Origin of the sequence: Mycobacterium sp. URHB0044, from assembly GCF_000620625.1 — a bacterium.
In the GTDB taxonomy this organism is placed as follows: Bacteria; Actinomycetota; Actinomycetes; order Mycobacteriales; family Mycobacteriaceae; genus Mycobacterium.
In genome coordinates this window covers 35464-61965 of sequence record NZ_JIAW01000026.1, presented here as the reverse complement: position 1 = coordinate 61965, position 26502 = coordinate 35464, and the positions used below count along the sequence as shown (strand labels likewise).

22 protein-coding genes are annotated in these 26502 nt (G+C 64.6%); 7 read left to right on the top strand and 15 right to left on the bottom strand.

All coding sequences use genetic code 11. From position 1 onward, the window contains the following. Nucleotides 1–113: 113 nt before the first annotated feature. The 4 genes from N536_RS0132780 to N536_RS0132765 form a co-directional block, all read right to left on the bottom strand. The gene (locus N536_RS0132780; protein WP_029117481.1) at nt 114–1562 is read right to left on the bottom strand and encodes an aldehyde dehydrogenase; all 1449 of its coding nucleotides are present in this window, start codon (nt 1560–1562) and stop codon (nt 114–116) included. A 416-nt stretch (nt 1563–1978) separates the two neighbouring features. Further along, nucleotides 1979–3076, bottom strand: coding sequence for an oxygenase MpaB family protein (locus tag N536_RS40150; protein ID WP_197040283.1), 1098 nt, complete (start codon nt 3074–3076; stop codon nt 1979–1981). A 454-nt stretch (nt 3077–3530) separates the two neighbouring features. After that, nucleotides 3531–4244: a TetR/AcrR family transcriptional regulator gene (locus N536_RS40145; RefSeq protein WP_155948846.1), complete on the bottom strand. Its 714-nt coding sequence runs from the start codon at nt 4242–4244 to the stop codon at nt 3531–3533. A 78-nt stretch (nt 4245–4322) separates the two neighbouring features. After that, nucleotides 4323–5483 (bottom strand): PucR family transcriptional regulator, encoded by a 1161-nt coding sequence (locus N536_RS0132765; RefSeq protein WP_369798494.1) that lies wholly within the window; start codon nt 5481–5483, stop codon nt 4323–4325. Between the two features lie 100 nt (nt 5484–5583). Here N536_RS0132765 and N536_RS40140 point away from each other — a divergent pair, with 100 nt between their 5' ends. The 4 genes from N536_RS40140 (at nt 5584) to N536_RS0132745 (ending at nt 9238) form a co-directional block, all read left to right on the top strand. Beyond that, nucleotides 5584–6777: an NAD(P)/FAD-dependent oxidoreductase gene (locus N536_RS40140; protein ID WP_197040282.1), complete on the top strand. Its 1194-nt coding sequence runs from the start codon at nt 5584–5586 to the stop codon at nt 6775–6777. A 156-nt stretch (nt 6778–6933) separates the two neighbouring features. Further along, nucleotides 6934–7911, top strand: a complete 978-nt coding sequence (locus N536_RS0132755) for a pirin family protein (protein WP_029117479.1) — start codon at nt 6934–6936, stop codon at nt 7909–7911. 22 nt (nt 7912–7933) lie between these two features. Further along, nucleotides 7934–8401: a lipocalin-like domain-containing protein gene (locus tag N536_RS0132750; RefSeq protein ID WP_029117478.1), complete on the top strand. Its 468-nt coding sequence runs from the start codon at nt 7934–7936 to the stop codon at nt 8399–8401. Between the two features lie 12 nt (nt 8402–8413). Next, nucleotides 8414–9238 carry a crotonase/enoyl-CoA hydratase family protein gene (locus tag N536_RS0132745; protein WP_029117477.1) on the top strand — a complete coding sequence of 275 codons (825 nt, stop codon included), beginning with the start codon at nt 8414–8416 and terminating at the stop codon, nt 9236–9238. On the opposite strand, the gene N536_RS0132740 is transcribed toward N536_RS0132745, so the two are convergent. Next, entirely contained in the window at nt 9235–10278 is a 1044-nt protein-coding gene (locus N536_RS0132740; RefSeq protein WP_029117476.1) for an AraC family transcriptional regulator, read from the bottom strand. The genes N536_RS0132745 and N536_RS0132740 overlap by 4 nt on opposite strands. A gap of 94 nt (nt 10279–10372) precedes the next feature. Here N536_RS0132740 and N536_RS0132735 point away from each other — a divergent pair, with 94 nt between their 5' ends. Next, nucleotides 10373–11179, top strand: a complete 807-nt coding sequence (locus N536_RS0132735; RefSeq protein WP_029117475.1) for an alpha/beta hydrolase — start codon at nt 10373–10375, stop codon at nt 11177–11179. A gap of 13 nt (nt 11180–11192) precedes the next feature. On the opposite strand, the gene N536_RS0132730 is transcribed toward N536_RS0132735, so the two are convergent. Continuing rightward, nucleotides 11193–12320, bottom strand: a complete 1128-nt coding sequence (locus N536_RS0132730) for a VOC family protein (protein WP_029117474.1) — start codon at nt 12318–12320, stop codon at nt 11193–11195. Nucleotides 12321–12341: 21 nt separating this feature from the next. Then, nucleotides 12342–12995 carry a hypothetical protein gene (locus tag N536_RS0132725; protein WP_029117473.1) on the bottom strand — a complete coding sequence of 218 codons (654 nt, stop codon included), beginning with the start codon at nt 12993–12995 and terminating at the stop codon, nt 12342–12344. Nucleotides 12996–13114: 119 nt separating this feature from the next. On the opposite strand from N536_RS0132725, the gene N536_RS41010 reads away from it, so the two are divergent. Further along, complete coding sequence (locus N536_RS41010; protein ID WP_051574931.1) at nt 13115–13489, top strand: nuclear transport factor 2 family protein; 375 nt, start codon at nt 13115–13117, stop codon at nt 13487–13489. Nucleotides 13490–13589: 100 nt separating this feature from the next. Further along, entirely contained in the window at nt 13590–14318 is a 729-nt protein-coding gene (locus tag N536_RS40130; protein ID WP_081809480.1) for a cutinase family protein, read from the top strand. Nucleotides 14319–14470: 152 nt separating this feature from the next. Here N536_RS40130 and N536_RS41005 read toward each other — a convergent pair whose 3' ends face one another. The 8 genes from N536_RS41005 to N536_RS0132675 are packed head-to-tail and all read right to left on the bottom strand — an operon-like array spanning nt 14471 to nt 26486. After that, the gene (locus N536_RS41005; protein ID WP_051574930.1) at nt 14471–16534 is read right to left on the bottom strand and encodes a hypothetical protein; all 2064 of its coding nucleotides are present in this window, start codon (nt 16532–16534) and stop codon (nt 14471–14473) included. A gap of 12 nt (nt 16535–16546) precedes the next feature. Next, the gene (locus tag N536_RS0132705) at nt 16547–18676 is read right to left on the bottom strand and encodes a hypothetical protein (RefSeq protein ID WP_029117472.1); all 2130 of its coding nucleotides are present in this window, start codon (nt 18674–18676) and stop codon (nt 16547–16549) included. Beyond that, a complete protein-coding gene (locus tag N536_RS0132700; RefSeq protein ID WP_064751607.1) occupies nt 18673–19455 on the bottom strand; it encodes a hypothetical protein in 783 nt (260 codons plus the stop codon). The genes N536_RS0132705 and N536_RS0132700 overlap by 4 nt, the downstream gene beginning before the upstream one ends. After that, entirely contained in the window at nt 19455–19715 is a 261-nt protein-coding gene (locus N536_RS0132695) for a hypothetical protein (protein ID WP_155948845.1), read from the bottom strand. The genes N536_RS0132700 and N536_RS0132695 overlap by 1 nt, the downstream gene beginning before the upstream one ends. Before the next feature lie 5 nt (nt 19716–19720). Then, the gene (locus tag N536_RS0132690; protein WP_029117469.1) at nt 19721–22000 is read right to left on the bottom strand and encodes a hypothetical protein; all 2280 of its coding nucleotides are present in this window, start codon (nt 21998–22000) and stop codon (nt 19721–19723) included. Between the two features lie 14 nt (nt 22001–22014). Beyond that, nucleotides 22015–23022: a hypothetical protein gene (locus N536_RS40115; protein ID WP_051574929.1), complete on the bottom strand. Its 1008-nt coding sequence runs from the start codon at nt 23020–23022 to the stop codon at nt 22015–22017. A gap of 33 nt (nt 23023–23055) precedes the next feature. Then, nucleotides 23056–25140, bottom strand: coding sequence for a hypothetical protein (locus N536_RS0132680; RefSeq protein ID WP_029117468.1), 2085 nt, complete (start codon nt 25138–25140; stop codon nt 23056–23058). A 41-nt stretch (nt 25141–25181) separates the two neighbouring features. Next, entirely contained in the window at nt 25182–26486 is a 1305-nt protein-coding gene (locus tag N536_RS0132675) for a S8 family serine peptidase (RefSeq protein ID WP_029117467.1), read from the bottom strand. Nucleotides 26487–26502: the final 16 nt, after the last annotated feature.

The following is a 26502-nucleotide window of genomic DNA, read 5'->3' as shown; positions in this document are numbered from 1 at the left end:
GCATGTGTCGTGATCTTCTCAGAAACTCACTGAACGAGCGTCCAGCATTTGTCGCGTGTCCCCGCCCTTGGGTCCGACATCGTCGGCGGACCCCAGGGAGTACTGGGACAGCGCTACGCGGATGCAGGCGCCAAGATGGACTTCACCTGGAAGTACGGCATCAGGCCCTCGGGGCCGAATTCGCGGCCGAGGCCGCTGGCCTTTACGCCACCGAAGGGCGCAGCGTTGTCGATCCGGAAGCCGTTGATCCCGACGCTGCCGGTGTTGATTCGCCGAGCCACCGCCGCGCCGCGTTCGGTGTCGGTGGTCCACACGCTGCCACCGAGGCCGTATTCGGAGTCGTTGGCCAGCGCGACGGCGTCGTCCTCGTCCCGGTAGGGAATGACGACCACGACCGGGCCGAAGATCTCCTCGCGCGCGATGGTCATGTCGTTGCGGACGTCTCCGAAGACCGTCGGCTCGAGGAACCAGCCCCGCTCCAGGTGTGCGGGACGCCCGCCACCCGTCGTGAGCCGGGCGCCCTCACGTTGGCCGGTTGCGATGTACCCCTCGATCCTTTCCCGCTCCCGGGCGGAGACCACCGGTCCGATGGCAGTCGCCGGGTCGAAGGGGTCGCCGACTGCCAGCGAGCCGGCCATGTCGGTGACTGCATCGAGGATCTCGTTGTACCGGTGGGCAGGTGCCAGGATCCGCGTGCTGGCATAGCAAGTCTGTCCGTTGTTCGGGAACGACACGTCGGTCAAGCCGGCGGCGGTCGTCACGGCGTCCGCGTCGTCGAGAACGATCGCTGCCGACTTGCCTCCGAGTTCGAGGGTGACCGGCCGCAGCAACCGGCCGCAGACCTCGCCGATGATGCGGCCGGTTTGCGTCGAACCGGTGAAGGCGACCTTGTCGACGCCGGGATGACCCACCAAAGCCTGCCCGGCCTCGACGCCGCCCGGCACGACATTGAACACGCCGGGGGGAAGGCCCGCCGCGACGGCTGCCTCGGCCATGAGGTTGGCGTCCAACGCCGTCTCCAGCGCGGGTTTCAACACGACGGTGCAGCCGGCCGCCAGCGCCGGCGCGATCTTCCCCATCGCCAGGGCCTGCGGATAGTTCCACGGCACCATGGCGGCCACCACCCCTAGCGGCTCACGCCGGACCAGGATGTTGCCCGGAAGGTACCCAGGGCGCACCTCCTCCAGCGGCAACTTGCGGATCATGTCGGCGTAGTAGCGCAGAACGCTGGCGCCCGAGTATCCGTTGGCCGGAATGGACAGGGAGATGGGCATTCCGTTCTCGGCGGTGACCGTCTCGGCAATGAGGTTTGCGCGCTTTGCCATTTCGTCGGCGAACCGCTCCAATGCGTCGGCCCTTTCGGCCGGGTCGAGGTCGGCCCAGCCGGTGCCGTCGAACGCGCGACGGGCAGCGGTGACGGCGGCGTCTATGTCCGCGGCGTCAGCGAGCGGTGTCCGCCCGATGACTTCCTCGGTGGACGCCGAGAAGACGGTGTTGACCTCGGCTGCATGTGGTGTCACCCAGTGGCCGCCGACGTACAGCGAATCGTATTCGTGTTTCATGTCTACTCCTGGGGTGTGGGAACTTTGGGCGCTGGTCATTGGTTTCCATGGGATCGGGTGATGCGAGGGGTTCACTCCGCGTCTTGGCCTGCTGGTGTTGCACATTCAGATGCCTGGACCGCACGCTCTTGAGCGATCTCCATCTTCCTGTGCCTCGATCCATGCGGATCCATTCGCCAGCGTTCTGTGAGATGGCCTGGGATCGGTTGAGTCGCTCGGGAATTGCACGCTCCGGCCGCAATCTCGGGACCGGAGCAGACCTCCTGAGGTTCTGCGACACCATGCGCTGCAGCCGACGGAGCAAGGCCGATGGTCGAGCTCGTGACTACCGCGGCCAGGCCGGCGCCGATGATGAACCGACGGAAGCCATTGGTGCGCTGCATATCTACTCCTAGTGAATCCGGTTCTCCGTGGGCTTATGCGGCCGCGTTCTTCTCGTAGGCGGTGCCGTCCTCCAGCGCTCCCTCGGCGGCGATGGCAACTGCCGTCGCGGTGAACTTCTCGAGCGTCAGCGCGGCGTTCTCTTCAGTGCTGTGCTGCAGCTGCCAGGACTGTGTGCTCGCGGCGGCGAGCAACGGGATGATCGCCGCAGCCTGGGCAGGAGGGAGCTGCAAGGAGTCGGCGAACCGGTCACCGAGGAAGTCGCGACACATCCCATGAAACAGATCACGCAACGTTGCGCGATCCATCATGGAAAGCGGGCCTGCGGCCAATTGCTCCACATTTGCATCCAGCAACGCCAAGGTGAGTTCGCGCGAGTTTTCGTCGGGTTCGGCGATGGTTGTATCGAGCAGGTCCAGCAAGGCATCGGCGTCGGCGTCAGTTCGGACGAGGGAGTAGAACCTTTCGTCCAGGCCCAGCACGTACCCGATGTACCACCAATATCGGTAACGCGTGGCTTGCTCTTCCTCAGTGAAGTCGATGCCAAGTTTGTCCCATGCCTTGGAGGCGACCCGCGTGAATGCCAACCACGTGCGTGCAATGTCCGTCTGGTTGATGGGGACACCCCAAATCCTGTGCTCCCAGCCATGGTTCATGGACGTGGCTCGCACTCGTGCGTGCAGCAGCCTGACCTGAGCCGTGCTCACATATCCGGGGGCGCCGCGCAATAGACCGCCGGGCAGCACAACCTGCTGTTTCCATAGCCCGGTTTCGGCAAGCCGCCGTGGCGCCATCTTCGCGAGTGAGCCGGTCTGGACGAGCAACTTGGCGATCGCCGGCGAGGCGTATACGTGAGACAGCTCGATGGTGCCCCCGGACGCCAGCACCTTCCACAACGGAGGCACAGACAGCTCCGATACCTCGCCGTGCTGCAGAGCGGCACGGTCAACCCACTCGGGCAAGGTCTCCAACTCGGTCAAGAACGCCGCGATTGCCGGCGGCGGGTTGTCGAGGCTGTCGAGCCCAGCGATGATCCCTTTGTTCAGCTGCCCGCTGGCCTCCTTGCCGAGCTCGTTGATCTCGGCGATTACGGCGTCGGCCAGGGGGTCGCCAATCTGAAGCATCTCGGCCATGAGGTCGACCTTGCAGCCGTGTTTGGCACGGGCTGCCTCATGGTTGACAAGCCGCTTCGGATGCTCGGAATTGTTCGTTTTCGTCGTCATTTCGCCCGCTTCTTTCGCTCGTCGTTCAGTCTTTGGGGCCGCGACCAGGTATTCCGCTCACTTGACTTGCGGGATCCACTGGACGATCGGTCAGTAAAGAAGCTATCGCGTGAATGTGGCGGCCGTCAAATAAAAACTGGACGACCGTCCAGTGATGTCCATCACTGCTGAGCCCACCTGGGAGCCTGCAGGCCGGGGGTCACGAGTACTACGCCACTTGGGCAGCACTAATCGCCTTGGCTATCACCGTTATTCACGGGATTCCTCGGTTAAGTGCGCAGACGGTAGGTGAGACGCGGCGTCTCAAGAACGCAGCGACGAAGTGCCGATCTCCAGATCGGCTAGAAGCCGTAACGAGAGTAGGTCAACTGCGTTGTTGCCGACGACCTCTCGGGGCAGCGGCCTTTGGCTCGACGGCGTCCGCCCGCAGACCGCGAACGATGAAGTCCGCACTGAGTTCGGCTTGCTCTTGAGGAGTAACGTCCCCACGCGGGTCGAGTTGAGAGAAGTGGCGGGCAAGCGGTTCCAGCGTGAAGGGACCGCCTGCGCCATGGGTGAGGATGAAATGAAATGTGCTCAGCGGCACTGGATGTATCCGCCCCTCGGCGACAAGATGGTCGAGCAGCCGCCGCATGGGCTCCATGGCCGGTGCGATGTAATTATCGAAGACATATGCGAGGCGCTCGGTGTCCCGTTGGCCCTCGATGTTCATCAGCCCCACGAGCTCGGGATGGTCGGCCGAATACAAGAGGAAGACGCGGATGAATATCCGCACCTGTTCGAGCGGGTCGGTGAGGGTGGGATCGAAGGCGCTGGCAACTCGTTGGGCAAGTGGAGCAAAGGCCCAGTCCACGGTGGCGTACCACAGTGCCTCCTTGGAGCCGAACCGTCCGTTGAGAAGGTTGTGGCTGCCGCCAAGTTCGCGGTTGAGCGTCCGTAGTGATACGCCGTCGTAGCCGAGCGTGGCGAACGCTCTCAGCGACACTTGGAAGATCTCGTCCAGCGACGCCGGAGACTCCTCGGCCCGCGGGCGGCCAGGCGCCCTGCGGGTCGCTTTCCGTACCGCCGGAGTCATCACACCAGCAAGAATACCCGCTAATTGCCAAATATTTATTTGGCGGATGGCTACACGGCGTGTCGGTGTCGTTCGTGGTGGTTAGCGCTCGCCTCGCCAGCGAAGTACCTCGAGGGCCGCTGCAACGGCTACTGGGCGCTGAGCTAGTGGGAGCGGCATCAATTCGTCGGCTCGAGCTAGACGACGAATGATGGTGTTGCGGTGCGTGTACAGCCGCTCGGCTGTCCGCGAAGTGTTGAACTGCTCGCTCGCATAAGTGGCGACCGTTTCACGGATGTCGGGGTCGGCGGTCAGCAGGTCGCCCAGCGTATCGCGGACGAATTCGTCTGCACGGGTGGAATCGGAGGTGACAAGTGCCACGAGGGCGACGTCTTCGTAGTGGGCAACTTGCTGCGGCGAGGTGAGCCTGGTCAGCAAGCGTTGGGTGGTCGCGGCATCGAGGTGGCTCCGGCGGAATCCATCGATATCGCGTCCTGGGCGTCCGATCGCGATCCGTAGCTGTGGGGCGGCCTCCAGTCGCTTGGCAAGCGATGCGGCCGTGGGCGCCACCGCGACCGGCAACCAGAGCCAGAGTGAGGCCACGCTGGCAACGATGGTCAGCCGGTCGGTGGCGTCGACTGCCTGGCCGAGTGCATCGGCGGCGTCCTCCAGCTGAGCTGCACTGGTGCTCGGGGCGCCCCACACGATCGCCGCGGTCTGCGGACCGGTAAGTCGGTAACCGAGTTGTATCTCGGCCCGGGACTGGGGAATCGGTGCGCCTTCGAGGATGAGGGTCGCCGCGGTGAGGCGCTCGGTGTTCGTATTGCGGATGAGATGGTCGCGTTCGACGTTCATCCGGCTGTCGATGGCGTCGATGGTGTCGTCGACGAACGTGTTCATCGATCGAGCGGCGACATCGATCAGTTCGCGTAGTTCACCGACGTCGGACGTGAGATCGAAGCAGGTCTGCATCCACCGCCGCCACGCGACGTACTGGCCGGTGCGGTACGTGTCAAGCACGGTCGCGTCCAGGCCGCGCCGCACCAAATCGCGAGCAGTGGCAAGCGAATCCGCGGTGACGTTCGGCGGTACGCGACGACCGGGATGCTGCACGTTGAACAACGCCCAATGCAGCAGATGGGAGAGACTATCGCGACGCAGCCCTTCCGCGAGGACGGGATCATCGGCAACGGCGCGGACACGGCCCCCGCCGAGGGCGGCGGCGTGCATCTCGGCGATCCAGGCGGCGCTCGGATCGAGCATGGTTTCGGCTCCTCGCCGGATCAATTGGCGCACATGCTTCGACGGCACTGGCCAGGAATCGTCCATGCGAACACTATGCACCGTCGACAGGCCAAAGTTGGTGCAAACTGCGCAACCATGGCGGCATCCGTGTGCGTTCTATTTAGCAACCCAACAGTCAATCAAGGAGCCCCAGATGACCAGCACCGTCAACCACAACCGCAAGAAGGTCGTCGTGATCGGCGGCGGCTACGCCGGAATCGCCGCCGCTAGCGCGCTCGACGACGTCGCCGACGTCACCCTCATCGACCGCAAGACCGCGTTCTTCCACCGCGTCGCTGCCCTGCGCGCCGCCGTCGACCCAGCGTGGACTGATCGTCCGTTCCTGCCCTATGACCGGTTGCTGCGCAACGGATCGGTAGTCCACGGCACGGTCAGCGCCATCGAGCCAGAACTCCGGCACATCACCCTCGAAACCGGCGAAGTGCTTTCGTTCGACGCCGCAATCATCGCGACCGGTAGCGAGGCTTCGGCGCCGGCGCAGTTCGGCGGGACCACAGTAAACAGCGCGGCCGCGACGATGCAGAAGCATCAACGCAACATCCGCGATGCTCGTTCGGTGGTGATCGTCGGCGGCGGCCCCGTCGGCGTCGAACTGGCCGGCGAGATTCGCACCCTTCATCCCGACAAGACGATGACGCTCGTTCAAGCGGAGGAAACCCTGCTGGCTGGTTCCACGCCGAAGCTCGGCCATCGGGCGCACGAGCTGCTCGTGAGCAAGGGTGTAACGGTCCGGCTCGGCCAGCATTTCGATGCGGCCGAGCACCCCGACTCGCTCGTTCTGTGGGCCGTCGGCAACAAGCCGAACACCGGCTGGTTTGGAAAAGCCCACGGCGACAAGCTGACCGAGCGTGGCCTCATCCGGGTGGACCGGCAGTTGCGGGTCGACGGTTGGGACGCAATCTTCGCCATCGGCGACGCCAACGACGCCGACCCCAAGAAGCTCGTGATGCCGGCAATTGCTCAGGCCAAGGTTGCCGCACGGAATGTACGAGCCGTGTTGGCGAGGAAGAAGGCCGACGCCGTCTACCAGTCTCCGCGGGGTGAGATGCTGATCGTCCCGGTCGGTCCGGACGACGGTGTGAGCGTGCTCGCGGGCGTGGTCGTGGGCCGCGGTATCACCCGCAGGCTCAAGGGCACCGACCTCTTCCTGCCCAAGTACCGCAATTCACTCAACCTGCCGCGGCACCACGAGCACGCCACGCTCGCGGTCTCGGTCACCGCTCGCGATGGCGATCAGGTCGCCAAGGCCTAGGCGACCGCGTCGCTGAGCCCTATCGAGCGGCCCTCTTGCCGTCATCCAGCGCGTACTCATCGTAGCTCGACAATGTGACATACGACAAAATAGAAATAGATGTCCGACATAGTTGGTTGTACCGTTGGTAGGCATTCCAAGTGAAAGGTCATAACCATGCCCGCGATCACCGCTGACCCGGCCGTCCTGCCCAGAATCAACCCCACACTGGAGCAGCGGGCCCACAGCAGGGAACCACTCAAGGTCGTCACGTCGCATCAACAACTCGAGGGGGGCGGGTTCAACGTCCACCGCCCGTTTCCCGGACACCTGTCCCTGGTGGACGCCGACCCGTTCCTGATGTTGGACCAGATGGGTCCCTATCTGAACGCCCCTGAGGAGGCCGTTGGTGCCCCATGGCATCCCCATCGGGGCTTCGAAACCGTGACTTACGTTCTGGATGGCGAGGTCTCGCACAACGACAGCAACGGCGGCGGTGGTCTGATCGGTGAAGGTGACACCCAGTGGATGACTGCGGGCGCCGGCATCCTGCATGACGAACTGCCCACCGAGCGGTTCTATCGAAGCGGCGGACCGTCACACGGTGTTCAGTTGTGGGTGAACCTTCCACGGCGGTTGAAGATGACCGCACCGCGGTATCAGTCGATTCTTGGCGAGGACCTCAGCCTGTTTACGAGCCACGACGCCACTGCGCTCGTCAGGCTGATCGCCGGAGACATCGCAGGAGTCCCAGGGCCCGGTGTTACCCACACGCCCATCTCGCTGGTCCACGCGACCTTGCCGCCCGACGGTTTCCTGGCCCTTCCATGGAATCCGCAGTTCAACGCGCTGGCCTACGTGCTCACCGGAGACGGATTCGTGGGATCCGGGGAGCAGCCGATCCACGCCCACCAGCTGGCACAGCTGGGACCGGGTCACAGCGTTCAGCTTCGGGCCGCCAAGCACATGTCCGACGGCACCGGCGCACTCGACGTTCTGGTGTTCGGCGGCCTGCCGATACGCGAGCCGATCGCCAGCTATGGACCATTCGTCATGAACACCAAGCAAGAGATCGCCACCGCGATAGAGGATTTCGAGTCGGGACGGCTGGGGCAAATCCCGCCGAATCAGCTGGCACCTCGTCGCTTCTCGTAACAAGCCCATGATCGGAGAACGGATGCGGCAGAAGACCGCCCCGACAGACCAGACGACCATCCACGGAGTGTGGCGGCTGAAGAGTTACTACTTGGAGAATCTGCAGACCGGAGAACGGACCCACGTATTCGGGTCCAACCCCAACGGCGTTCTGACGCTGCTGCCCGAGGGCCGCATGTTCGCGTTGCTGACGCCGGGGGAGCGGACCCGTCCCGAGACGGAGGCGGACGAAGCGAACGCATTCCGGAATCTCCTTGCGTACTCCGGTCGTTACCGCCTTGAGCCGCCTGACCGCTTCGTGACGACCGTCGACGTCGCCTCGCTCGAATCATGGGTCGGATCGGAGCAAGCCCGCAAGTTCCGGCTCCACGGAGATGCGCTCGACATCACCATCGGCCCCGCGCGGATGTCATTAACCGGCGACGCGATGGTGATGAACGTGTTGTCGTGGGTCAGGGAACGCAATGGCGCCCTGAAAGTGACTGCCTAGTGGACACTACCCATGGGTAAGTCGTACGAGTCGATCACCGTCGACGTCTCCGAGCACGTCGCGCAGGTCACGCTGATTGGTCCCGGTAAGGGAAATGCCATGGGACCGGCGTTCTTTTCGGAGATGACCGATGTGTTCGCCACGTTGGACATCGATCCCGAGGTCCGTGCCATCGTCCTCACGGGAGCCGGTCGCAACTTCAGTTTCGGGCTGGATCTGCAGGCGACCGGTGAGTTGTTCGCGCCGCTACTGGCTGACAACGTGCCGATCGGTCCGCGGGCACAGTTCCACGGCGACCTGCTGCGGATGCAGAAGGCAATCAGCGCCGTCGCGGATTGCCGGACACCAACCATCGCCTCGGTGCATGGATGGTGTGTCGGCGGCGGCGTCGACCTGATCGCTGCGGTGGACATCAGATACGCGAGCGCAGACGCGAAGTTCTCCGTTCGCGAGGTCAAGCTCGCCATCGTCGCCGATCTCGGCAGTCTCGCGCGTCTGCCGTTGATCCTTTCCGACGGACACATGCGCGAACTTGCGTTGACGGGCAAGGACATCGACGCTGTGCGCGCGGAAAGGATCGGCCTCGTCAACGCCGTGTTCGCCGATGCCGACGCAACGCTGGATGCTGCGAGGGTGACGGCCGCGGAGATCGCGGCCAATCCACCACGGGCGGTCGCAGGGGTCAAGGATGTGCTGGATCAGCAACGCACCGCGCGAGTTTCAGAGAGCCTGCGTTACGTGGCGGCATGGAATGCCGCATTCCTGCCGTCGCACGATCTCGGCGAGGGGATCTCCGCGGCGGCGGCGCGGCGGCCAGCGAACTTCACGGGCGACTAGTTCCGCGGACCCAAACTCGCGTCCGGGTGACCAGTTCCGCGCCGGATGCGAGACGGTGTCGTTCCGAACCAGCGTGTGCATGACCGCGTGAGCGCGGATTGTTCGGAAAAATCAAGTGCCCCCGCAAGTTGTTTCAGCGGGATGTCCGTTTCGCGGAGGAAGTGCAGGGTGGCGTTCTTGTAGACGTCTTCGCGGATCGCCTCGAAGGTCTCGCCTTCGTCCTCGAGCCTGCGTTGCAGGGTCCGCGGATGCATGCGCAGTAGTGCGGCAATGTCCTTCTTCTTCGAGGTGCCTGCGCCAATGGATCGCGTGAGCGCTTGACGCACCTGGTCCGCCATCGTGTGCACACGGGGTGGGCAACGCTGCCCGATGTACTCGATGGCCAATTGCCGCAACATCGGGTTCGCGGCCTTCAAGTCCAGCTGAAGCACTTCGCGGTCGACGTGGAGGCCGGCATACGGCTGCTCGAAGTGCACGGGCGCGCCGAAGAATCGTCGGTAGACGGCCTTGGTCGCGACCGGGGTGTGGGGGAGCGACACACTGCGCAGGCCGAACTGTCCCCCCGTCACGAGTCGTGAGAGGACGACCGTGTAGCCGAGGCAACCCTCGAGCAGTTGGCGCTGCTGCACGAACCCCGGTTGTCGAATTGCGAAATATATAGTGGCGCAACCCTCTATCAACGAGCTGTGCTCGTCGAGTGTGAACTCGTATGCCGGGCTGTGGAAGAACAGGTACCGCGATGCGTCGATGAGCGCCTGCTCCACTGTTGGCGCGTTCAGCAGGGCAATGGCCAGCGGCCCCAAGAGATCCCCGGTCTCCTGGCGCCCCGCCAGCCGCAGTCCGAAGTCGGGGCATTGGGTCGCTGCCGCACTGTCCTCGAGTAGCAGGCCGGTGGCGCTCAGCGAGATCATCGATTCCGCATCGTGCAGAAGATCGGGATCGATGTCGTTCCGCTCGAGTACCGGCCAAGGGGCGACGCCCAATTCGTGCATCAGCGCCTCGTAGCCATTCAGCGCGGCGGCGCGTACGACATCCGCCATGTCTCGAATTCTCAAAATTTTGGCTCGAAATGTCAAGCCTTCGCAGCGGGGCTTTCCTATCGTTGTTGGCAATCCCTAGACGATTCGAGGACACATGAGCAAGCATCACATCCTGCTGATCCATGGCACCTGGTGCAACGGCAAGAACTGGGGTGACTTCGCCGTGGAAATGGAGCGGCGTGGGTTCACGGTGCACGCGCCTACGCTCCGCCACCATGGCTCGCCGAACGAGGCCGACGTCTGGGGGAATGCGCAGAAGGTGACCAAGGTGGGCCTTTTGGACTACGTTGCGGACCTAGCCGAACTCGTCGACTCGATGGACAGCCCTCCCATCATCGTGGGCCACTCGGTCGGCGCCCTACTTGCACAGCTGCTGGCAGCGCGCCGCCCCAACAAGGGCGTGGTCCTGTTGGGTCCCGCGCCCGCCGCGGGCATGTTTGCCTTCTACCCGAGCATGGTTCGGCTGTGGATGCGTTATGTGCCGCAGTGGTTGTCGCGCACGCCGATGTATCCGGTTGCGTGGAAGCCGTGGACGGAATTGATCTGCAACGCACAGTCGCCCGAGTTGCAGCAGTCGTACTACGCCACGCTATGCGCGGAATCCGGCACGGCCTACCACGAGATGGCGCTGTGGTTCCTTGACCGCAGGCGGGCAGCGCGTGTGGACTATGGCGCCATCACAACTCCGGTGCTTGCCGTCACCGGTTCGCAGGACAAGTGCACAGTTCCCCGGATCGGCCGGGTGACAGCCAAGAAATACGGCCAACGCGGGACCTCGGTCGTGCTGGAAGGCTCGGACCACATGATGGCGTGTGGCCCTTACCTGTCGTACACGCTGGCCGTAGTCGACGACTGGTTGACGAATAACCGCCTGCACCCAAGCCGGCAGCTGGCGACCTAACCGAGTCCTACGGTCACGCGCGGGGAACTCTCAACATGCCGACCAGGCGGTTGAAATCGAATTCGTTGTGATCGCGAAGTCCGCTGACCAAACCGCGCAGTTCGTGGGGCAACGCGCGGGGGTTCATGCCGAGGAAGTCCTGCGTTGCCGGTGGGCCCCACTGCGCCAGGCCCGAGGCGGTAAACGGTGCCCAGCCGGGTTCGAGCGTGGAGTCGAACATGTCGCCGTCGGAGAAGTGCTCAACCATGAAACCGTCCGGGTCACGCCAGTAGTCGAAGATCTGGCTTCCCTGATTGTGGCGACCGATGCCCCATGACCGTTGATAGCCAAGGTCTTTGAGGTACTCACCACCGGCCGCCAGCGCGTCGATGTCGCTGACTTGGTAAGCGGAATGTATGTACCGGTTGACCGGACCCAGTGCCAGCGCAAGGGTGTGGTGGTCGGCTAGCGTCGAGCCGCGGTCGCAGCGGATGAAGCTCATGATCGGCCCGCGATCACGCTGTCCGGGATAGAACTGGAAGTCGCTGACGATCATCCCGAGGTGATCGAGGTACCAGTTCAGCGTCTGCATGTACGTGGTGGTCTGCAGCACGACATGTCCCAGCCGCTGCACGCGGGCAGGCTCGCGCGGTGGCCGCTGCGTTGCGTTGACACGCTGTAGCTCGCGTCCGAAGTTGAACACCTGCGGCGCTTGCGCGGGCAGCGGCTCGAGGGGATGCGTGCCCGCCACGACGCGCACCGGAAGGCCGCTGGGATCGGCCAAGTCGACGGCGACACCGCCGAGTGGCTCCGGCAGCGCGCGCGTGGGCCGCCCCGTCGCGTCCGCCAACCGCAAGACATCGGTGTCGTCCGCGGCGAACGCCACGCCGGCGAAGCGGGTCCGCGGTCCACTGCGGATGATCACACACGGCGACCCGGCGTCCGACCCGCGCAACTGCAGCTCACCGGGCGTCCGAGCCGCGGTGATGAAACCGAAGGCGTGCGCGAACGCCTCGGCGCGAGCCAGATCGGGCTTCTCGAACTCCAGCCACGCCACGTCACGCACCTTGGCGATGGGATTCTTCGACCGCCCCAGGTGCTCGCCTTTGCGCGCACCTTGTTCGGTGTGCATGTCCTTGTGAGCGTCGACAGTGCTGCTCATGCCATCTCCTTGTTGTGTCCGCTATTTCGTGCGCGAGGCAGGGTTGAAGTGGTTGGAGAGCTGGCGCACGCACCACTCGAGGACGATGTCGCTGTGCGTGCGAGCCTGCATCACCTCATCGATGCCGCCGGGTTCAAGGTGCACCTCCACGGGGCCGCCCGTTGCGTGCCGGACGGTTTCGGCGACGGCGTGGTCACCTTCCGCGACGACGTAGAGGATTGGCTTGGTGTTCTGCGCAAGGGGAATCGCGGCAACGACACCGCCCTGTGCTGGGCTGCGCATCAGGTCGCGAGCGGCGATTGCATCGACGACCAGAACGGCGCCGTTGAAGATGTCGGACGCTTGCAAGGCTCGATACGTCATCGCGGCGGCACGCGATGAGCCGTGGACGAACACCGGCAGTGCGCTGCTCTCGGTGATGTGGTGTCCCACTGCGACGGATTCGTTGATCGATGCCTGGAGTTCATCGCCGGCCGGTTCGGGAATTCTCCACACGTCGACGGCGCGTGCGGCGTGCCGTACGCAAAAGCCGTCAGCGGCGGGTCCGCCCATCGTCTGGTGCACCAGCAGTGCATGGTCGGCGTCCATACCTGCGAAGCGCCGTACCGACAAGTGCCGACCAAGTCGCACTTCGAATTTGGTGATCGGGGCTGTGGTGGCGGCCGTACGTGGCATGACCTGGCTCCTCTGGCGTGTCGTGAAGACGATACCGCAAAAATATGCTGAACCACAAGATAAAACTTGACGTGTGACACATTAACTTCGTAGGCTAAATGCTCGGCGAAGGGAGACCCATGTCAGTCGAGGAACGCACCATCCGTGAGCTGTTCGCCGCCTTGGATGCCGGCGACGTCGACGGAGCGCTGCAACTCATGACAGAAGACGTCGCGTTTCGGTTCGGCAGTGCGGACCCCGTCGTCGGGCGGGCTGCCTTTGCCGAGGGGGTTTCGGCGTTGGCGAGCACCATCGTGTCGCTCACGCATCGACTTCTCGCCGTCTGGACGACGGTTGCGCCGGATCCGGCTGTGATCTGCGAGATGGCCGTGACGTACCGCCGTCACGACGGCTCGGAACTAACTCTGCCTTGCGCCAACGTCTTTCGTCTGCAGGAAGGGCGCATTGCCGACTACCGCATCTACATGGACGTCAATCCCGTCTTCGTCAGCTAGGAAGTCCGCGACGACCGACGGCAGCGCGGGAATCAATGTGTCATGTGACAAGTTACTATCTCACGCACGCCATTGGGGCGTCACCTGTTGCGGAGAAGGAATGAACATGGCGCTTAATGCTTTCGGCTCACCATCACATTGGAAACGACCGTTCGGCTGGCTGGCCGTCTCGTGGTTTGCGGCCGCAGCCGTTGTCGGGTCGCCGGCCGCCGTCGCGGTAGCCGCACCAGGTTCCTGTCCGGATGCACGGGTCGTCTTCGCTCGCGGAACCAATGAGGCGCCTGGTGTCGGCGCCACGGGAGAGGCCTTCGCGGACTCGCTCCGGACTCATCTGAGTGGAAGGACCGTGGAGGTGAGCCCCGTGGATTACCCGGCGTCCATGGATTTCCATCGCGGAGTCGACGGGGTCATCGACGCGATGAACACGATTTCGACGACTGCATCGAACTGTCCCAACACGCGAATCGTCTTGGGTGGGTATTCCCAGGGGGCTGCGGTCGCTGCCTACACCGTCACCAGTTCGGTCCCGGCCGGCTTCGTGCTACCCCCGGGCGTCACCGGACCGTTGTCACCAGCGGTCGTTGATCACATTGCAGCAGTGGTGCTCTTCGGGACGCCCGCGGAATGGGTCATCAACATTGCTGACAACAGTGCTCCGCCGATCGCAATCGACTCGAGCTTGTCGGCCAAAACCGCCGAATTCTGTGCCGCGGGCGACCCAATCTGCGCTGCCGGCGGACTTGATCGCTCGGCGCACAGCGCTTACCGGGGCAACGGCATGGTCGACGAGGCCGGTGCATTCGCAGCCAACGCCTTGTCGGCGGATTGAATCGCCGTGCATTGGGCCGGCCGCGATTCAACCCCGACGTTTGACTGAGAGGGATTCAGGCACGCTGGCTGAACCCCAAAGCTGTTGTATAGAAGGAAAGTTGAGCGTCCTAGCCGGATATAATCAGACGGTTCATTGGTTTGTCTAGGTGGTCAACCGGGCGTGTGTGAGCGCAGATAGGTCATCTGATCGTCGGGTATCGCCGGTACGGTCCAGCTGACGTCTTCACACTTCCAGCTGTCGTTGTTGACCCCTGAGATGGCGAAGTCCATAAGTGACCGGGACACGTTCTTGTGGTCGTGGAACGTCAATCCGCCGAACGCGTTGATCTCGAAATCGCCGGAGAATTCCCATTGGCCGTTTCCGAGCGGGTCGAATGCGCCTTCGTAGTGGTACCACAGCGGCCATGTTCGCGGGTCGGTGCCGGCAGCTGGGATGCGTTTGAGTGCGCGAATGTTGATCGCGCAGGTGGACTTGCTCCAGTCGGAGCTTTGGTCGAGATCCTTGCTGATCGTGGGGGTACTGATCTCGCCGTAGCTGTTGCCCTGCCATTTGATTTGAATCAGGGCTTGGGCCAAGCCAGGCGCCAGGGAGGGGAACCAAAACAGGTTTCGCGTGTACGCATTGTTGGGGGCGTTGGCACCGGGCATTTCCAGTCGCGCCTGGTCGGTGAGCAGCCGTTGCTGCGAGTCGTAGGACAGCTGCAGGTTGCCTGGCGGGAAGGCCTGAGCGCCGGACTGCACGATGGCGACAGCGGCGAGTCCGATCTGGATCTGGTCGGCGATGGCGATTGCCCCTGCTGCGGCCGCGGGGTTCTGCTGGTAAGAGTATTCGCGGACTTCGCGTGAGGCTGGCACGGAAAGCACGGCGGTGTCGGCGGCGAAGAGTTCGGCTTCGGCGCGGCGCCGTTCCAGCAGCTGTTCGCTTTCGACGATCTGTCCGTTCTTGCGCAGCTTGGTCCATTTGCGCATTTCGACGGGGATCGAGGTGAGCTCGCCTGCGTCCAGGCACCGTAGCAGCGTTGAGTGCAGCAACGCGCCAGCGCCGACGCCGACACCGAAGCTGGCCAGCGCGTCGATCTGTTGTTGGTTGAGCGGCACCGGGATTCGCTCGGACAAGAACCGTTCCACGGCGCTGATCCTCTGGTCGAGCTGGGGACCGGCGGTCTCGAAACGGCCGATGAACGTGCGTCCAGCCGCCGAAACGGCCCGCGGCACCGACAGGGTCCGCGCGACTGCCCGGCGAACGCCCGTGGGTAGCACCACGGTGGTGATCAGCGCCTGCCCGGTCGATGTGCTGGTGGTTGCCGGCGGCAGGGCGTCGGAGGTGACGGTGAGGCTTCCCGCGCCGACGACTTCGGGCCTGCTGGCCTGAACGAACGACAGTGAGCTGACGTCGATCTTGTCGGCGAGGATGGCGCCCGCGATGGGCACCAGCCCAATCACGATCGCGCGCAGTGCACCGTTCATGGCGTCGATAGTGCGCCGGTAGGCCCCGGTGACGGCCGACTCGAAGGTCTGTCCTTGTTTCCAAGCGGAGAAGAAGAAATACGTGGTCGGTTCGGGTAGGTAGTTGTTCTCATGGCTGCCCGCGCTGGTGCGGGCTCCGACGTCCAGCCATGCCTGGTTCAGGCTGGAGCCGACGCAGTTCATCATGTACACCGCGCGGATGTTGAGCGGACCACCGAATTCGGTTGCCAGCGTGCGGATCTTGGCAGAGTCGATGCCGTCGACCGTCGAGATGTAGTCCTGGCGGCCGTGCGTGAGGATGATCAGGTCGATCACTTTGCCGCCGCGCGTTGCGCTGAACAGTGAGTTCTTCAGTTCGGCGAAGGAGGCGGTGGAGTCGCGCAGTACCACCACGTCGCCGTAGGTATCGGGCTTGGCAGCGGTGTAGCGGTTGAGCGCCAGTTCGGCCGACTCCAGCAACTGGTCAGTTGTCTTCTTCAGCCAGTCCTTGAGGCCGGAGACGATCTGGGCTTTGAGGTCATCGCCGATCAGTGTTGCGGCGCCGGGGATCTCGTCGATGAGCCGGTTGACGAGATCGGGTAGGCCGAGGTCGATACCGCCGTTCTCGATGAGCACGACCAGTACCCGGTCGGCGACCGTTTGGGCGCCGGCAAACCGGGACCCCGCCGCGGTGCTTCGCCGAGGGTGTGGCCGTGTGCCGTAGTACCGGTCGATCTCCAGGAAGCGGTTGGTTGGCACGGTGAGCATGAATCCTCCTGGTCAAGCCTTCTTGAGCTTCTTGCTGTCGAGCAATGCGGTCACCAGCGAGCTGATCTGCTTCTCGATCAGCCTGGCGGCGGTGTCGATGAGGCTGCTGGAAGTCGGGTCGGTGTAGGTGGCGATGGCCTGATTCACCTGGGCCAGTCCGGCGGCGGTCACCTTGGGCAGGTGGGCGAAGACCCGCTCGATGAGCGGCAGCATGTCCAATGTGGGCGCCAGGATCGCGGGGTCGAGCAGGTTGTCAACCGATTGCTGCACGGCGCGGCGCATGATGGCCAGTGTGGTGGCGTCCATGTGTCCGTCGCCGTAGAGCGTCCACTCGGGATCGCCGGCGTCGTTGCCGACGAGGACTCCTACCTCATTGAGGTGGTCGTGCACGGCCTTGACGGCGAGGTTGCCGATCTTGACGGGTTCGGCTTCGGCGGCCTGCTGCAGCACTGTGGTGAACCGGTCGGCCGAGGTGATGTTGGGGTGCCAGGGAATGCAGAAGCCCCACGCGCACACCGGGTAATTAGCTGTTTCGAGTTTGCTCATCTGGTCGGCGACGTCGCCGTGGAAGGACTTTTCGGCGACTTGTTGGAAGAACGCCTTTCCCGCGTCGTTGAGGTGGGCGCCGGTGAAAAACGTGCGCTTGAACCGGTCGAGCACGACTTCCTTGTTGACGAGGTGCCCGGATGCGAACGCGTCGGTGAGGAAGTGGTCGCCGAACGCGTTGGTGGTCATCGCGCTGGTGGGTTGCGTGGCGTTGGGATTGGCTTGCAGCAGCCGACGCATTTCGTGCGCGGCACGCGAGTGGTAGTGGATGTACTGGGCCCGGTTGTCGGGTTTGGTGGTGGGGAACGTCATTGCCAGCACCGAGGGCGGCGAGAAGTGGTCGTAATTTTCTTCGGCCAGTTTGAGGTAGCGCTTGTTGGTCGCTTGGTCCCATTCTTCGTTGGAGACGTCGTCGGCCTTGTTGACCTTGCCATCGCGGTAGTAGGCGGTGTTTCGCGCGATGAGCGCCTTGAGGTGACGTAGCTCGGCGGGGTCGGCCATCCGCAGGTCGTCGACTGTGGCGAACAGATCGGGCATCGACACCACCTGGCCATAGGACAGCAGCACGCTGCCGTCTGGGCCGACGCGCAGTTGATCGACGTAGAGGTCGCCCGCTGCCAGGACGTGTTCGCCGGTGTCGAACATCGCGGTGCTGCGTTCCGGCGCCATTGACATGGCCAATCCGGAGGGGCCGCAGGCGGCGGTTCGTCCCGGTAGCTCCGACCACGGACCGTGTTGGTCGTAGACCTCGTAGAAGGCGCGGGCGGGGATCGTGTCGTTCACCGGTGGCGTGCTGATCGATGGCGGTGATGTGGTGAACGGCGTGGCGGTGGCGGCCGGCGTTGTTGCGGGCTGGGCGCGGCGCATGTTGTCGGCGCGGTCGAACTGGTCGAAGCGCCGTTGGAGGGTCCTGGTACCCAGATCGAACTTGTTGGCGTGTTCCATGCTGAGGGCGATGGCGTCGAAGATCGAATGCTCGTTGGGCGCGTCGGGCATCGAGCCGCCGAGGTCGGGCTCCGAAAGGGTCTCGGCGGCCGGGGCCGACTGGTATCGGGTTTGCGGTGCTGCGGTGTCGTCGCGGCCTCCTCCGAGGATTGCTTGCAGGTCGGCCGCGAGGTCGGCGGTGGTCAGCGGTGACTGGGCAAGCGAGGCCGGGATGGCCGCCGCGGGTGGTGCCAAAGGCGCTGCGGTAGGTGACTGGGGCAGGGTCGTCGGCGGTTGGGGTGGCGGCGCGGCGGGGGTTCGGTCGGCCGGTGGCGGTGCTGCCGCGGCGGGCAGCGGCGTGGTCGGGGGTTGGTCGGCCGGTGCCGTCGCCGGGCTCGGTGGTGGGAGGGTCGTGCTGGCCGGAGGTGTCACTGGCGGCGGCGTTACGGGCGCCGGTAGCGGTTCGCGATCGACGACGTATTCGATGAAGCCCGGGGGTGTGGTGTCGACGCCGGGTTGCGCGATGACGTCGGTGCCGGTGTCTGCGGTCATCGTGACGGCCGGGCGGCGGTGCCTGCGCCGCGGCGGCGGGCAGGTCTGGCCGTAGCTGCCCGTGATGAGTTGGGTGAAGTCGTTGTCCCGCGTTTGTGGTCGTGCGTACACGTCAGTCACGTCCTCACGTTCACTTTGACGACGGCGTAGGGGTCGAATGTCATGACGATCTCGTTGTCGTCACGCAGCGGATGGTTCGCGTCGAGGCGGATGGTCAAATGTCCGGGGCCGCTTGAAAGGACGTCCGCCAATTGGTCGTTGACGACTGCCACCGGGGGGAAGGTGGGGTCTACCCCCAGGTTGCTGCCCTCCACCAGCAGGCACGGCTGGCCCTCCGACGCCGACATGCTGACGGCGTCGATGTGCGGCGCCGCCGAAGCGCGCCGGGATTGGCTGATCTTTCGGGCCAGGCTGCTGTAGTCGATGTCTGAGCCGGTGGCCGCTTTGAGGTCGACCTTGCGGGCTTGTAGGTCTTTGAGGTCGTCCACCGAGCTCACTCCGATCTTGCGCAGCTTGGACCGGGTCTGGTCGTCGATGTCGAGCTCGCCGAGGTTTTCGTCAGGCTCGCCCGGCCGGGTCTTGGTAGTTGCGCGCACCTGCTGATCGGTGATCGACCCCAGCTGGATGGTCAGTTTGGATGCGCCGTCCTGTCCGGGCTGGGCGGTAGTGAAGCGAACCGTGCCGCCCTCGTAGGTAGGGAAGGCGTTGACGTCGAGGGCGACTTCTTTGACCGAGTAACTCAGCGGCTTGTTGATCGCCTTGACGGCCAACGTTTCTCGGGTCTTGTCGAGTTCGACGACCAACGAGTCGACAAAGTCTTCCAGCCGCCAGGCCTGGTTGGCGTTCTCGCCGTCGGCGGTGTCATCGACGGCAGTGGGGTCGGTGTCGGTGCGGGCCATCAGCTGGCCTCGTCGCGTTCGGCCACGATGCGCAGCCCGTGGAAAACCGGCAGTGTGCTGGTGGCCAAGTGATACAGCGGCGGCGCACCACCGAGTTGTACGGAGCCGTCGGCGCGCACCATGACGGTCAGCTCGACGGGGGTGGTGACGTCGTAGCCGGTTAGCCGGGTGCGCACGCCGGCATCGGTGTCGACGATGTCGGGCAGGTTCGGGATCAGTGCGGGCACCAGCTCGTGCAGCGGCAGGAAGGCTTCGTCCATGGCGCTCACCCTTGCGCTTTCGGCAGTGGCTGGGCGGGATCGAGTCCGACGAGCTGGTTGACGATCACGTCGTAGCCGTCGAACCGGTATTGGGCGGGCGCGTCGGCGCTGCCCACGTCGGCGGCGTCGCCTCGTTCGTCGTGTTCCCGCAGGGAGCCCAGCCCGAGGACGCGCACGCTTTCGACGACGGGAAAGTGCACCGGCCGGTCCGTGGTTGCGACGACCTGGCCGTAGGGGTCGACGTCAGACGCGCTGGCCAGGGTGAAGGCGCGCAGCTTGACCACCGGTACCACCCACAGCGCTCCGCGGGTGCCGCGCTTGCCCTCCATGCGAATGTCGGTCACCGCGTCACCTCCCTGGGCAGCGCGCCACCCCGGCGCGGTGAACGCGGCCAGGTCGTCGGCGGAAAGGGGCGCCTCGCCGGGCCACAGAGGTAGCAGCTTGTTCAGCTCGGCGACATCGATTTCGATGCCGCTCTTGAGCCGGCCGCGGGTGGTGGCGCGCAGCCCGTCCTCGGCGGGCTGCTCTTTGAGCCGCGCCGCCATCAGCCCGTTGCCACGGCCACCCGGTGTGATGACCACCGAGTAGCGCAACGCGGCGACAAGCCCCCACAGCGGATTCGCTTCGTCCGCGCTGCCCTGCGAATACCACACCTTGTTCCAGAAGCTGCGGAAGCGGTTCATGTCGGTCAGTTCGACCGGACTGCCGACCAGGCCGCCGCGGTCACGCACCTGCACGCGGGACGCCACGACAATGGTTTGCGCGCAGGTGGATTGATACGTTCCCTTTCGCCCCCGCCAACGCAGGCACGCCAGGACTTCCAAATCGGTGTCGGCTGGCAGGGCGCCGAATTCGTTGGCGGTTAACGCCACCTTGATCTCTGAGCCGGGTGTGAGTCCGGTGAGTCGTTCGGTGCGCGCCATCAAGTCCTGCGCTCCGCCGGGTTCGCGCACGCAGATGTGGAGGATCGCACGCGGCAGCGGTGTTGTTGGTGCGGTGGCGCCGGCATCGAGGCGGAACCGCCAGGTCGGTGATTGTTCGCGGGCGAACACGATGCGCGGGGCGCCCAGGCGGGTGACCGGCGGTCCGGTGACCATCGCGAGTAGCGCCTTGCTGGCGATGGGCGTGTCGCTGGCTGCGGCCGGCGGGGCGTCAATACTGGCAGGGCCGGCGAATGCGGGGGTGCCGGCCGGTGAGGGGGCGCTGGCCCCCGCCGCCAACAGGGCGCCGAGTGCGGAGAGGTCCGGGGAGGTGACGCCCGGGTTGACCGGCATGTTCTGGGCGAACAAGAGCTGCTGCATCAAGGTGGTGCGGTCTACTTGAGAGAGCAGGTCGGCGATCTGCTTGTTGGTCATGGCCTGTCGGGCCAGCTTTTGTTGGTTGGCGGCGTTGAGCAGCTGTGGCAGCGACGACACGATGGGGCCGATGAGGCTGGACAGTATCGGCGCGGCCAGGGCGCCGATGACGGCGTCGTCGAGGCCGAAGATCATCGGCTGCGCATAGGGGACGAATCGGTTGACGGTGTGCAGTTCGATCGATGCGGGCCCGGCCATGGCAGGGGTCGGTGGGGCCGCGGCGGCGGGTACCGGGATGGCGCCCGCGGTGACAGGGACCGCCGCAGCGCTCATGGTGGGCGGGGGTGCGGTGGTGGCTGGGCCTGTCGGGCTGGAGGGCTTGTCGTGGGCCATCGCGCTGAGAATGGATCGGAGCAGGTTGCCGAACAGGCTGGCGATCGAGGTGTCGGCGGGACTGACGGTGGGGCCCTTGTTCATCAGGTCGGCTACCAACGGTGCGGCCTGGTCGACGATCGATCCGATCAGATCGGCGATGCTTGCCGGGCGGCTGAAGGTCTCTTCGGCGCTGCGGAGCGGGACCATTCTCGGAGGGACCAGCGCGGGCGTGGCGGCCGGCCACGCCGAGAGCGTCATCGTGAGCTCCCGCGTGGGCCGGTAGCCGGGCAAGCGCAGCGGGCGCGACCAGGCCGGGCCGCGGCCGTCGGGGTGCCGCATGGTTTCCAGTTGCGCCACGGTCGCTGGCTCGGTGACCACCGACGTGGCGAGGGTGAAACGCGTGCGGGTGTCCATGTGGCGTCCGGCCTGGGGGTTGACCTGCAGTGGCGATGACCAGTACGGGCTGTCGAGGAGCACGAATCCGTCCTCACGTCGGACCTCCTTGCCCAGATGGATGCGGTAGTGGGTACTGGTGCCGGTGTCGACGATTAGCGAATGCCCTCCGTCGGGGCCGGAGGTGTCGCTGTCGTCGAGGCGCAGGATGGCCAGGGCCATGGCACGTCATGGCCTCAACGGCTCGGGGGTGTCGGGCCGGCGGGGCCGGGTGCCGGTAGCGCCTTGACACCGCCGTCGGCGTACATCGTGGCGAAGTTGTCGAGCTTGAAATAGTCGGTCTTGAACTGGATGTTGACCTTGCCGGTCAGTTTGGCCGATAAGGTGTCGGTCGCCTCCTTCTGCGACGTGTTGACCTGAATGTTGGTGTTGGTCATAGACATTGATCCGCTGGGGCCCCCAAACAATCCGAACAGCGGTGGGTCGTACTCCATCTGCAGCGCGACGGTGTTGATGTTTGTGTCGCTGTGCATCGCGGTGCTCTTGCGATTGGCGGTGATCATGAACTCGACACCGGCTTCGATGGTGCCTTTGTCCACGACGAGCCGGGTCACCCCCATGAGCAGTACCTCGCGCAGTGCGGCGCGGTGTTCCTTGGCCATGTTGATCTTGGCCTCCAGAATGGCGCGCTTGACTTCGGAATCCTCTGTGTCGACCTTGTCGCCCTGCGGGTTGGTCAGTGCGAGCTTCTTACCGCCGTCCGGGCTGTCTTCGAGGACGACGTTGTACTGGTCGCCTTTGCTTTCGGCGAGCTTGGCGAAGGTGTCGTCGTCGTTGATCTTCTTGATGAAGTCGGCGGTGGACTTGGTGCACTCCTTCATCAATTTGATGTAGGCGTCGGTCTGCTCCTTCATGACCTTGAGGTTGGCGTTGAACACCGCTTTGAGCAGGTCGCCGACGAACTGCGGGAAGTCGACGCTGTCCACGAGCTCGTTGAACGCCTGGGTCGATCCCTGGAATCCAGGGTCGTACCCCTTGAATCCCATCTCCTTGCCGGAGTCAGTGGCCATCGTCGCCGATAGCCCGCCGAGCCGATCGACCTCCTGCGCCACGGTGTGCAAGTAGACGCTCTGCTGATCGGGCACCGACAAACTGTGGAACATCCCGCTGTCGCCAAGGGTGCGTTTGGCATTGGCCCGCGCCTGGGCGAGGATTTCGCCGTCCGGGCTCACGATTTCGGTCATCTGCGTCTCCGTACCTCGATCCCGCCCGGTTCCTCAGAAGTCCCAGTCGGAAGCCGCCGCGCTCCCATTGCCGTTCGGCGCCGACGTCGCCACGGGCGCCCCGGTTCCGGCGCCACCGCCGCCCGGCCACGGTGCGCTCACTCCCGGGATCGCAGGCATGCCTGGGAGTTTCGACAAGTCGGGCATGCCGGGCGTTGATCCGCTCCCGTAACCGTTGCTGCCGCCGTAGCCGTCATCGTGGCCATCGACGACATCACCGGAAGCCTCGCCACCGTCTGCTTCGGTAGTGGCGCCGCCGCTTTCTTCCTGCAGGATCGACTGCGTCGTGATGAACGCGTCAACATTGCTGATGAACTCCGCGAACGGCTCGTCTTCTTCGAACCGTGACGGGGTGTACTCGGCGATCGCGCGGATCAGTGAGTAGCCGATGCGGGCCTTGTTGTGCACGACCGATGCCCGGCCTCGACGGCCCTGTCCGGCCTGCAGCTTTTCCACGACCTTCCACCACGATCCGCCCGAAGGCACGAGGTGCTTGCGGACCTCGGCGTGCCCCAGGATTCGCTTGACCACGAAGTCGAGTTCGGAGTACATCAGTGGGGTCATCACAGTGGCCATGCCCACGCAGCCGGTCGACAGGTTGTATTGCAGATCCTCGACGGCCTGCATCACGTTCTGGCGCGACACATAGTTGTCGGGATGTGGGCTCGATTGGGCCTTTTCCAAGTAGCGCGCCGATTCCAGCATGAGAATCTTCCACAGCCGTGCGAAGTCCGCATTCGGGATGCCGTCGCCAGGCACGGGTTCGCTGCCTTCGTCGAACACCTGCCGGTAGAACGAGCGACGCTCGCCTGGACGAGTGCTGCGCACCATGCGCTCTTGGCCGGTGAGGTTGTCGTGGCTGGGGAACTGCTCGGAGAACACGTAGTTCTCGAGGTCGCGGCGCAGCTGCGGATCCTCGACGGCGAACCCGTCACGGAAGAGGTATCGGTGGGTGAAGTAGCGCACGGCGTCGAAGACGCCGAGTTCGTCGCCTAGCACCATCACGTAATACAACTGGGAGGCACACTTGACCGCAGCGGTGGACACCTGCAGTGATGCGCTGTCCTCGACGAAGAACTCCACGCCGAACGGTTCGTCGCTGCTGGGTCCGCTCACAACCGCGCCGCCGGCGGCGGCCTTGGTGATGTAGGTGGGAATCCAGAACGGGGCGTTGTCTTTGGTGATGGTGACCGGCGAGGTCTTGATGTATTCGATCAGTCTCGGCTTGACGTAGGACGGCAGGGTGTCGAAATCGATCTTCGCGGCCGCGACGAGTTGCTCGTACTTGGCATCGTGGGTGTAGTCGGTGACGACTTCCAGAGCCGCGCGCGGGAACGTCTCCGATGAGAAGCTAAGCGCGGCGCCGATCAGGTCGAGCACGACGTCGCTGCCGTCGTTGTCAATGTCCTTGACCCGCAGCTGGGTTTCTTCAATGTAGTCGCGGGCGGCGCTGATGACGCCGTAGCGGACGAACGACTGCACACCAGCCTTATGTGTGAGCACGAAGTTCATCAGGCTGGTCGGCTGGGTGATGTTGAGCCCGAGGAAGCCCGAAACCACAAGCAGGCGACGGATGTTCGGGTAGCCGAGCACCGACTTGATGTTGAAATCGAGCTCGTTCCAGCTGTCGTCCAGCGCGTCATCGAAGCCGTAACTGAGGTTGGCCAGCGTGGCGTCACCGTCGATGTAGTCGGTGAGTGTCCTGTCGTTCGGATCTTCGGCGGCACTGTGGAATCGATCGGCGAGGCTGGCGTGGGCCCATTCGCCGATGGAGTTCTGGTTTCTCGGCGGCGCGGCCGCCGGTGCACCCACCACCACTGCTGGCGCTGGCTGTGGTGCCGCGGCCGCGACGGCTCGGTGCGGCGTCAGAGTCGCGGTCACCAGGGTCTTGGCCGAGCCGGCGGCTTTGGGGATGACTTTGCGGCCGAGCAGGTTATCGAGTTCTTGCAGCCGTGCTGCGATGTGGTCGTCCACCGTCGGGCGGAATCCGGTGACCGTGGCGTTCGCTCGCCGCATCTTGAAGCCGTTGGGGCTGAACAGCTTCGCGTCGGCACTAAACGCGTTGGGTGTGTTGGCCATGAGATCTCTCCTGCGGGCAGCTGGCTGTGTTCAGTTGTTGTTCAGTTCAGTGAGTCGAGCAACGACTTCACGGCATCGGTCATATTGATGACGCCGTAGCCCGCGTGCACGGAATGCAGCCGGTCGTCGGGCTTGTCGGAGGTTTCGCGCAGGATGCGGGCGATGTCGTTGACGCCAAGGTGGGTGCCGTAATCACGTGCCAGCGACTTGAGCAGTGCTACCGCACCGGCGACACACGGCGAGGCCTGTGAGGTTCCGGAGGCCACGGCATACCGGCCGTGCGCGAAGCTGCTGAGGATGTTCACTCCCGGCGCGACGACGGTGATGCGGGCGCCGTAGGACGTGAACGGCGCGACGTCGCCTGCGTCGTCGGTGGCGCCGACCGCTACGACGCCGGGCAACGCGCCGGGGTAGTACTTGGTGTCGGTTCCATCGTTTCCGCTGGCGGCCACCACGGTCACCCCCCGCGCGAGTGCGTAGCGGATGACGTCTGCGTGGGGCAGGCCACCGCCGGTATGGCGGATGCCCAGGCTCATGTTGATCACGTCGGCGCCGCGGTCGACGGCCCACTTGATTGCGGGGTTGATGTTGTCGACGATCCCGGCGCCTTGCCTGGTCTTACCGACTTGCAGGGTGGCCAGCACTCGCACCGCCATCAGCCGGCACTGCGGCACGATGCCGGGGTCCATGTCGATACCCTCGCCGGCGATGATGCCCGCGACGTGGGTGCCGTGGCCGAGTTCGTCCTCGGGGTCGTTGTCGGCACCGAGGAAGTCACCGACGAAGGAGGAAGTGTCCAAGCCTTGCAGGTCGACGAAGTCGGCTTGGGCAACGACCTTTCCGCGCAACTCCGGATGGGCCAGATTCACGCCCGTGTCGAGAACTGCGACGCGAACATCGGTGCGCCCACGGGTCATCGCTTGGGCGAAGTCCAACCCGGGCACTTCGCGCCGTCCGCCGAGACTTTGAGCCGCCGCCACGGCAACGGTGCGCCGATCGGGAACCTCGGCGCCGCCCACCTCGAGTTGATGGGCGCTCTCCACGCTGGGCAGAGAAGCCAGTCGCAGCATCAGGTCTGCCGGCAGCGCGCCCTCGTGGTGCTGCATCACCAGCCGGTAGGTTCGCTCCAGGCCGTGCACGATCTCCACCGCCGCCCAACCGTCGGCGGCGGTGGCGTATTCGTGAGTCACCCAGAAGTCCAAACCCGCGGTGTGCAGCACCGCGTCGACGTCGGGGTCGACCGACGTGATGGGCGCCGACTTGTCGGTGATGAAGCTGACCCAGTCCGGGATGCGCGGCGGCTCGTGCAGAGCCCGTCGCATCTTCACCACCAGGTGGTGCTTCACACCGCGAATATTCGAC

What these genes read in the sequence shown, in the direction of transcription:
- N536_RS0132780 (WP_029117481.1), bottom strand. Translation starts at nt 1,562, where the DNA reads ATGAAACACGAATACGATTCGCTGTACGTCGGCGGCCACTGGGTGACA.
- N536_RS40150 (WP_197040283.1), bottom strand. Translation starts at nt 3,076, where the DNA reads ATGGCCGAGATGCTTCAGATTGGCGACCCCCTGGCCGACGCCGTAATC.
- N536_RS0132765 (WP_369798494.1), bottom strand. Translation starts at nt 5,483, where the DNA reads ATGCTCGATCCGAGCGCCGCCTGGATCGCCGAGATGCACGCCGCCGCC.
- N536_RS0132755 (WP_029117479.1), top strand. Translation starts at nt 6,934, where the DNA reads ATGCCCGCGATCACCGCTGACCCGGCCGTCCTGCCCAGAATCAACCCC.
- N536_RS0132750 (WP_029117478.1), top strand. Translation starts at nt 7,934, where the DNA reads ATGCGGCAGAAGACCGCCCCGACAGACCAGACGACCATCCACGGAGTG.
- N536_RS0132745 (WP_029117477.1), top strand. Translation starts at nt 8,414, where the DNA reads ATGGGTAAGTCGTACGAGTCGATCACCGTCGACGTCTCCGAGCACGTC.
- N536_RS0132740 (WP_029117476.1), bottom strand. Translation starts at nt 10,278, where the DNA reads ATGGCGGATGTCGTACGCGCCGCCGCGCTGAATGGCTACGAGGCGCTG.
- N536_RS0132735 (WP_029117475.1), top strand. Translation starts at nt 10,373, where the DNA reads ATGAGCAAGCATCACATCCTGCTGATCCATGGCACCTGGTGCAACGGC.
- N536_RS0132730 (WP_029117474.1), bottom strand. Translation starts at nt 12,320, where the DNA reads ATGAGCAGCACTGTCGACGCTCACAAGGACATGCACACCGAACAAGGT.
- N536_RS0132725 (WP_029117473.1), bottom strand. Translation starts at nt 12,995, where the DNA reads ATGCCACGTACGGCCGCCACCACAGCCCCGATCACCAAATTCGAAGTG.
- N536_RS41010 (WP_051574931.1), top strand. Translation starts at nt 13,115, where the DNA reads ATGTCAGTCGAGGAACGCACCATCCGTGAGCTGTTCGCCGCCTTGGAT.
- N536_RS40130 (WP_081809480.1), top strand. Translation starts at nt 13,590, where the DNA reads ATGAACATGGCGCTTAATGCTTTCGGCTCACCATCACATTGGAAACGA.
- N536_RS41005 (WP_051574930.1), bottom strand. Translation starts at nt 16,534, where the DNA reads ATGCTCACCGTGCCAACCAACCGCTTCCTGGAGATCGACCGGTACTAC.
- N536_RS0132700 (WP_064751607.1), bottom strand. Translation starts at nt 19,455, where the DNA reads ATGGCCCGCACCGACACCGACCCCACTGCCGTCGATGACACCGCCGAC.
- N536_RS0132695 (WP_155948845.1), bottom strand. Translation starts at nt 19,715, where the DNA reads ATGGACGAAGCCTTCCTGCCGCTGCACGAGCTGGTGCCCGCACTGATC.
- N536_RS0132690 (WP_029117469.1), bottom strand. Translation starts at nt 22,000, where the DNA reads ATGGCCCTGGCCATCCTGCGCCTCGACGACAGCGACACCTCCGGCCCC.
- N536_RS40115 (WP_051574929.1), bottom strand. Translation starts at nt 23,022, where the DNA reads ATGACCGAAATCGTGAGCCCGGACGGCGAAATCCTCGCCCAGGCGCGG.
- N536_RS0132680 (WP_029117468.1), bottom strand. Translation starts at nt 25,140, where the DNA reads ATGGCCAACACACCCAACGCGTTTAGTGCCGACGCGAAGCTGTTCAGC.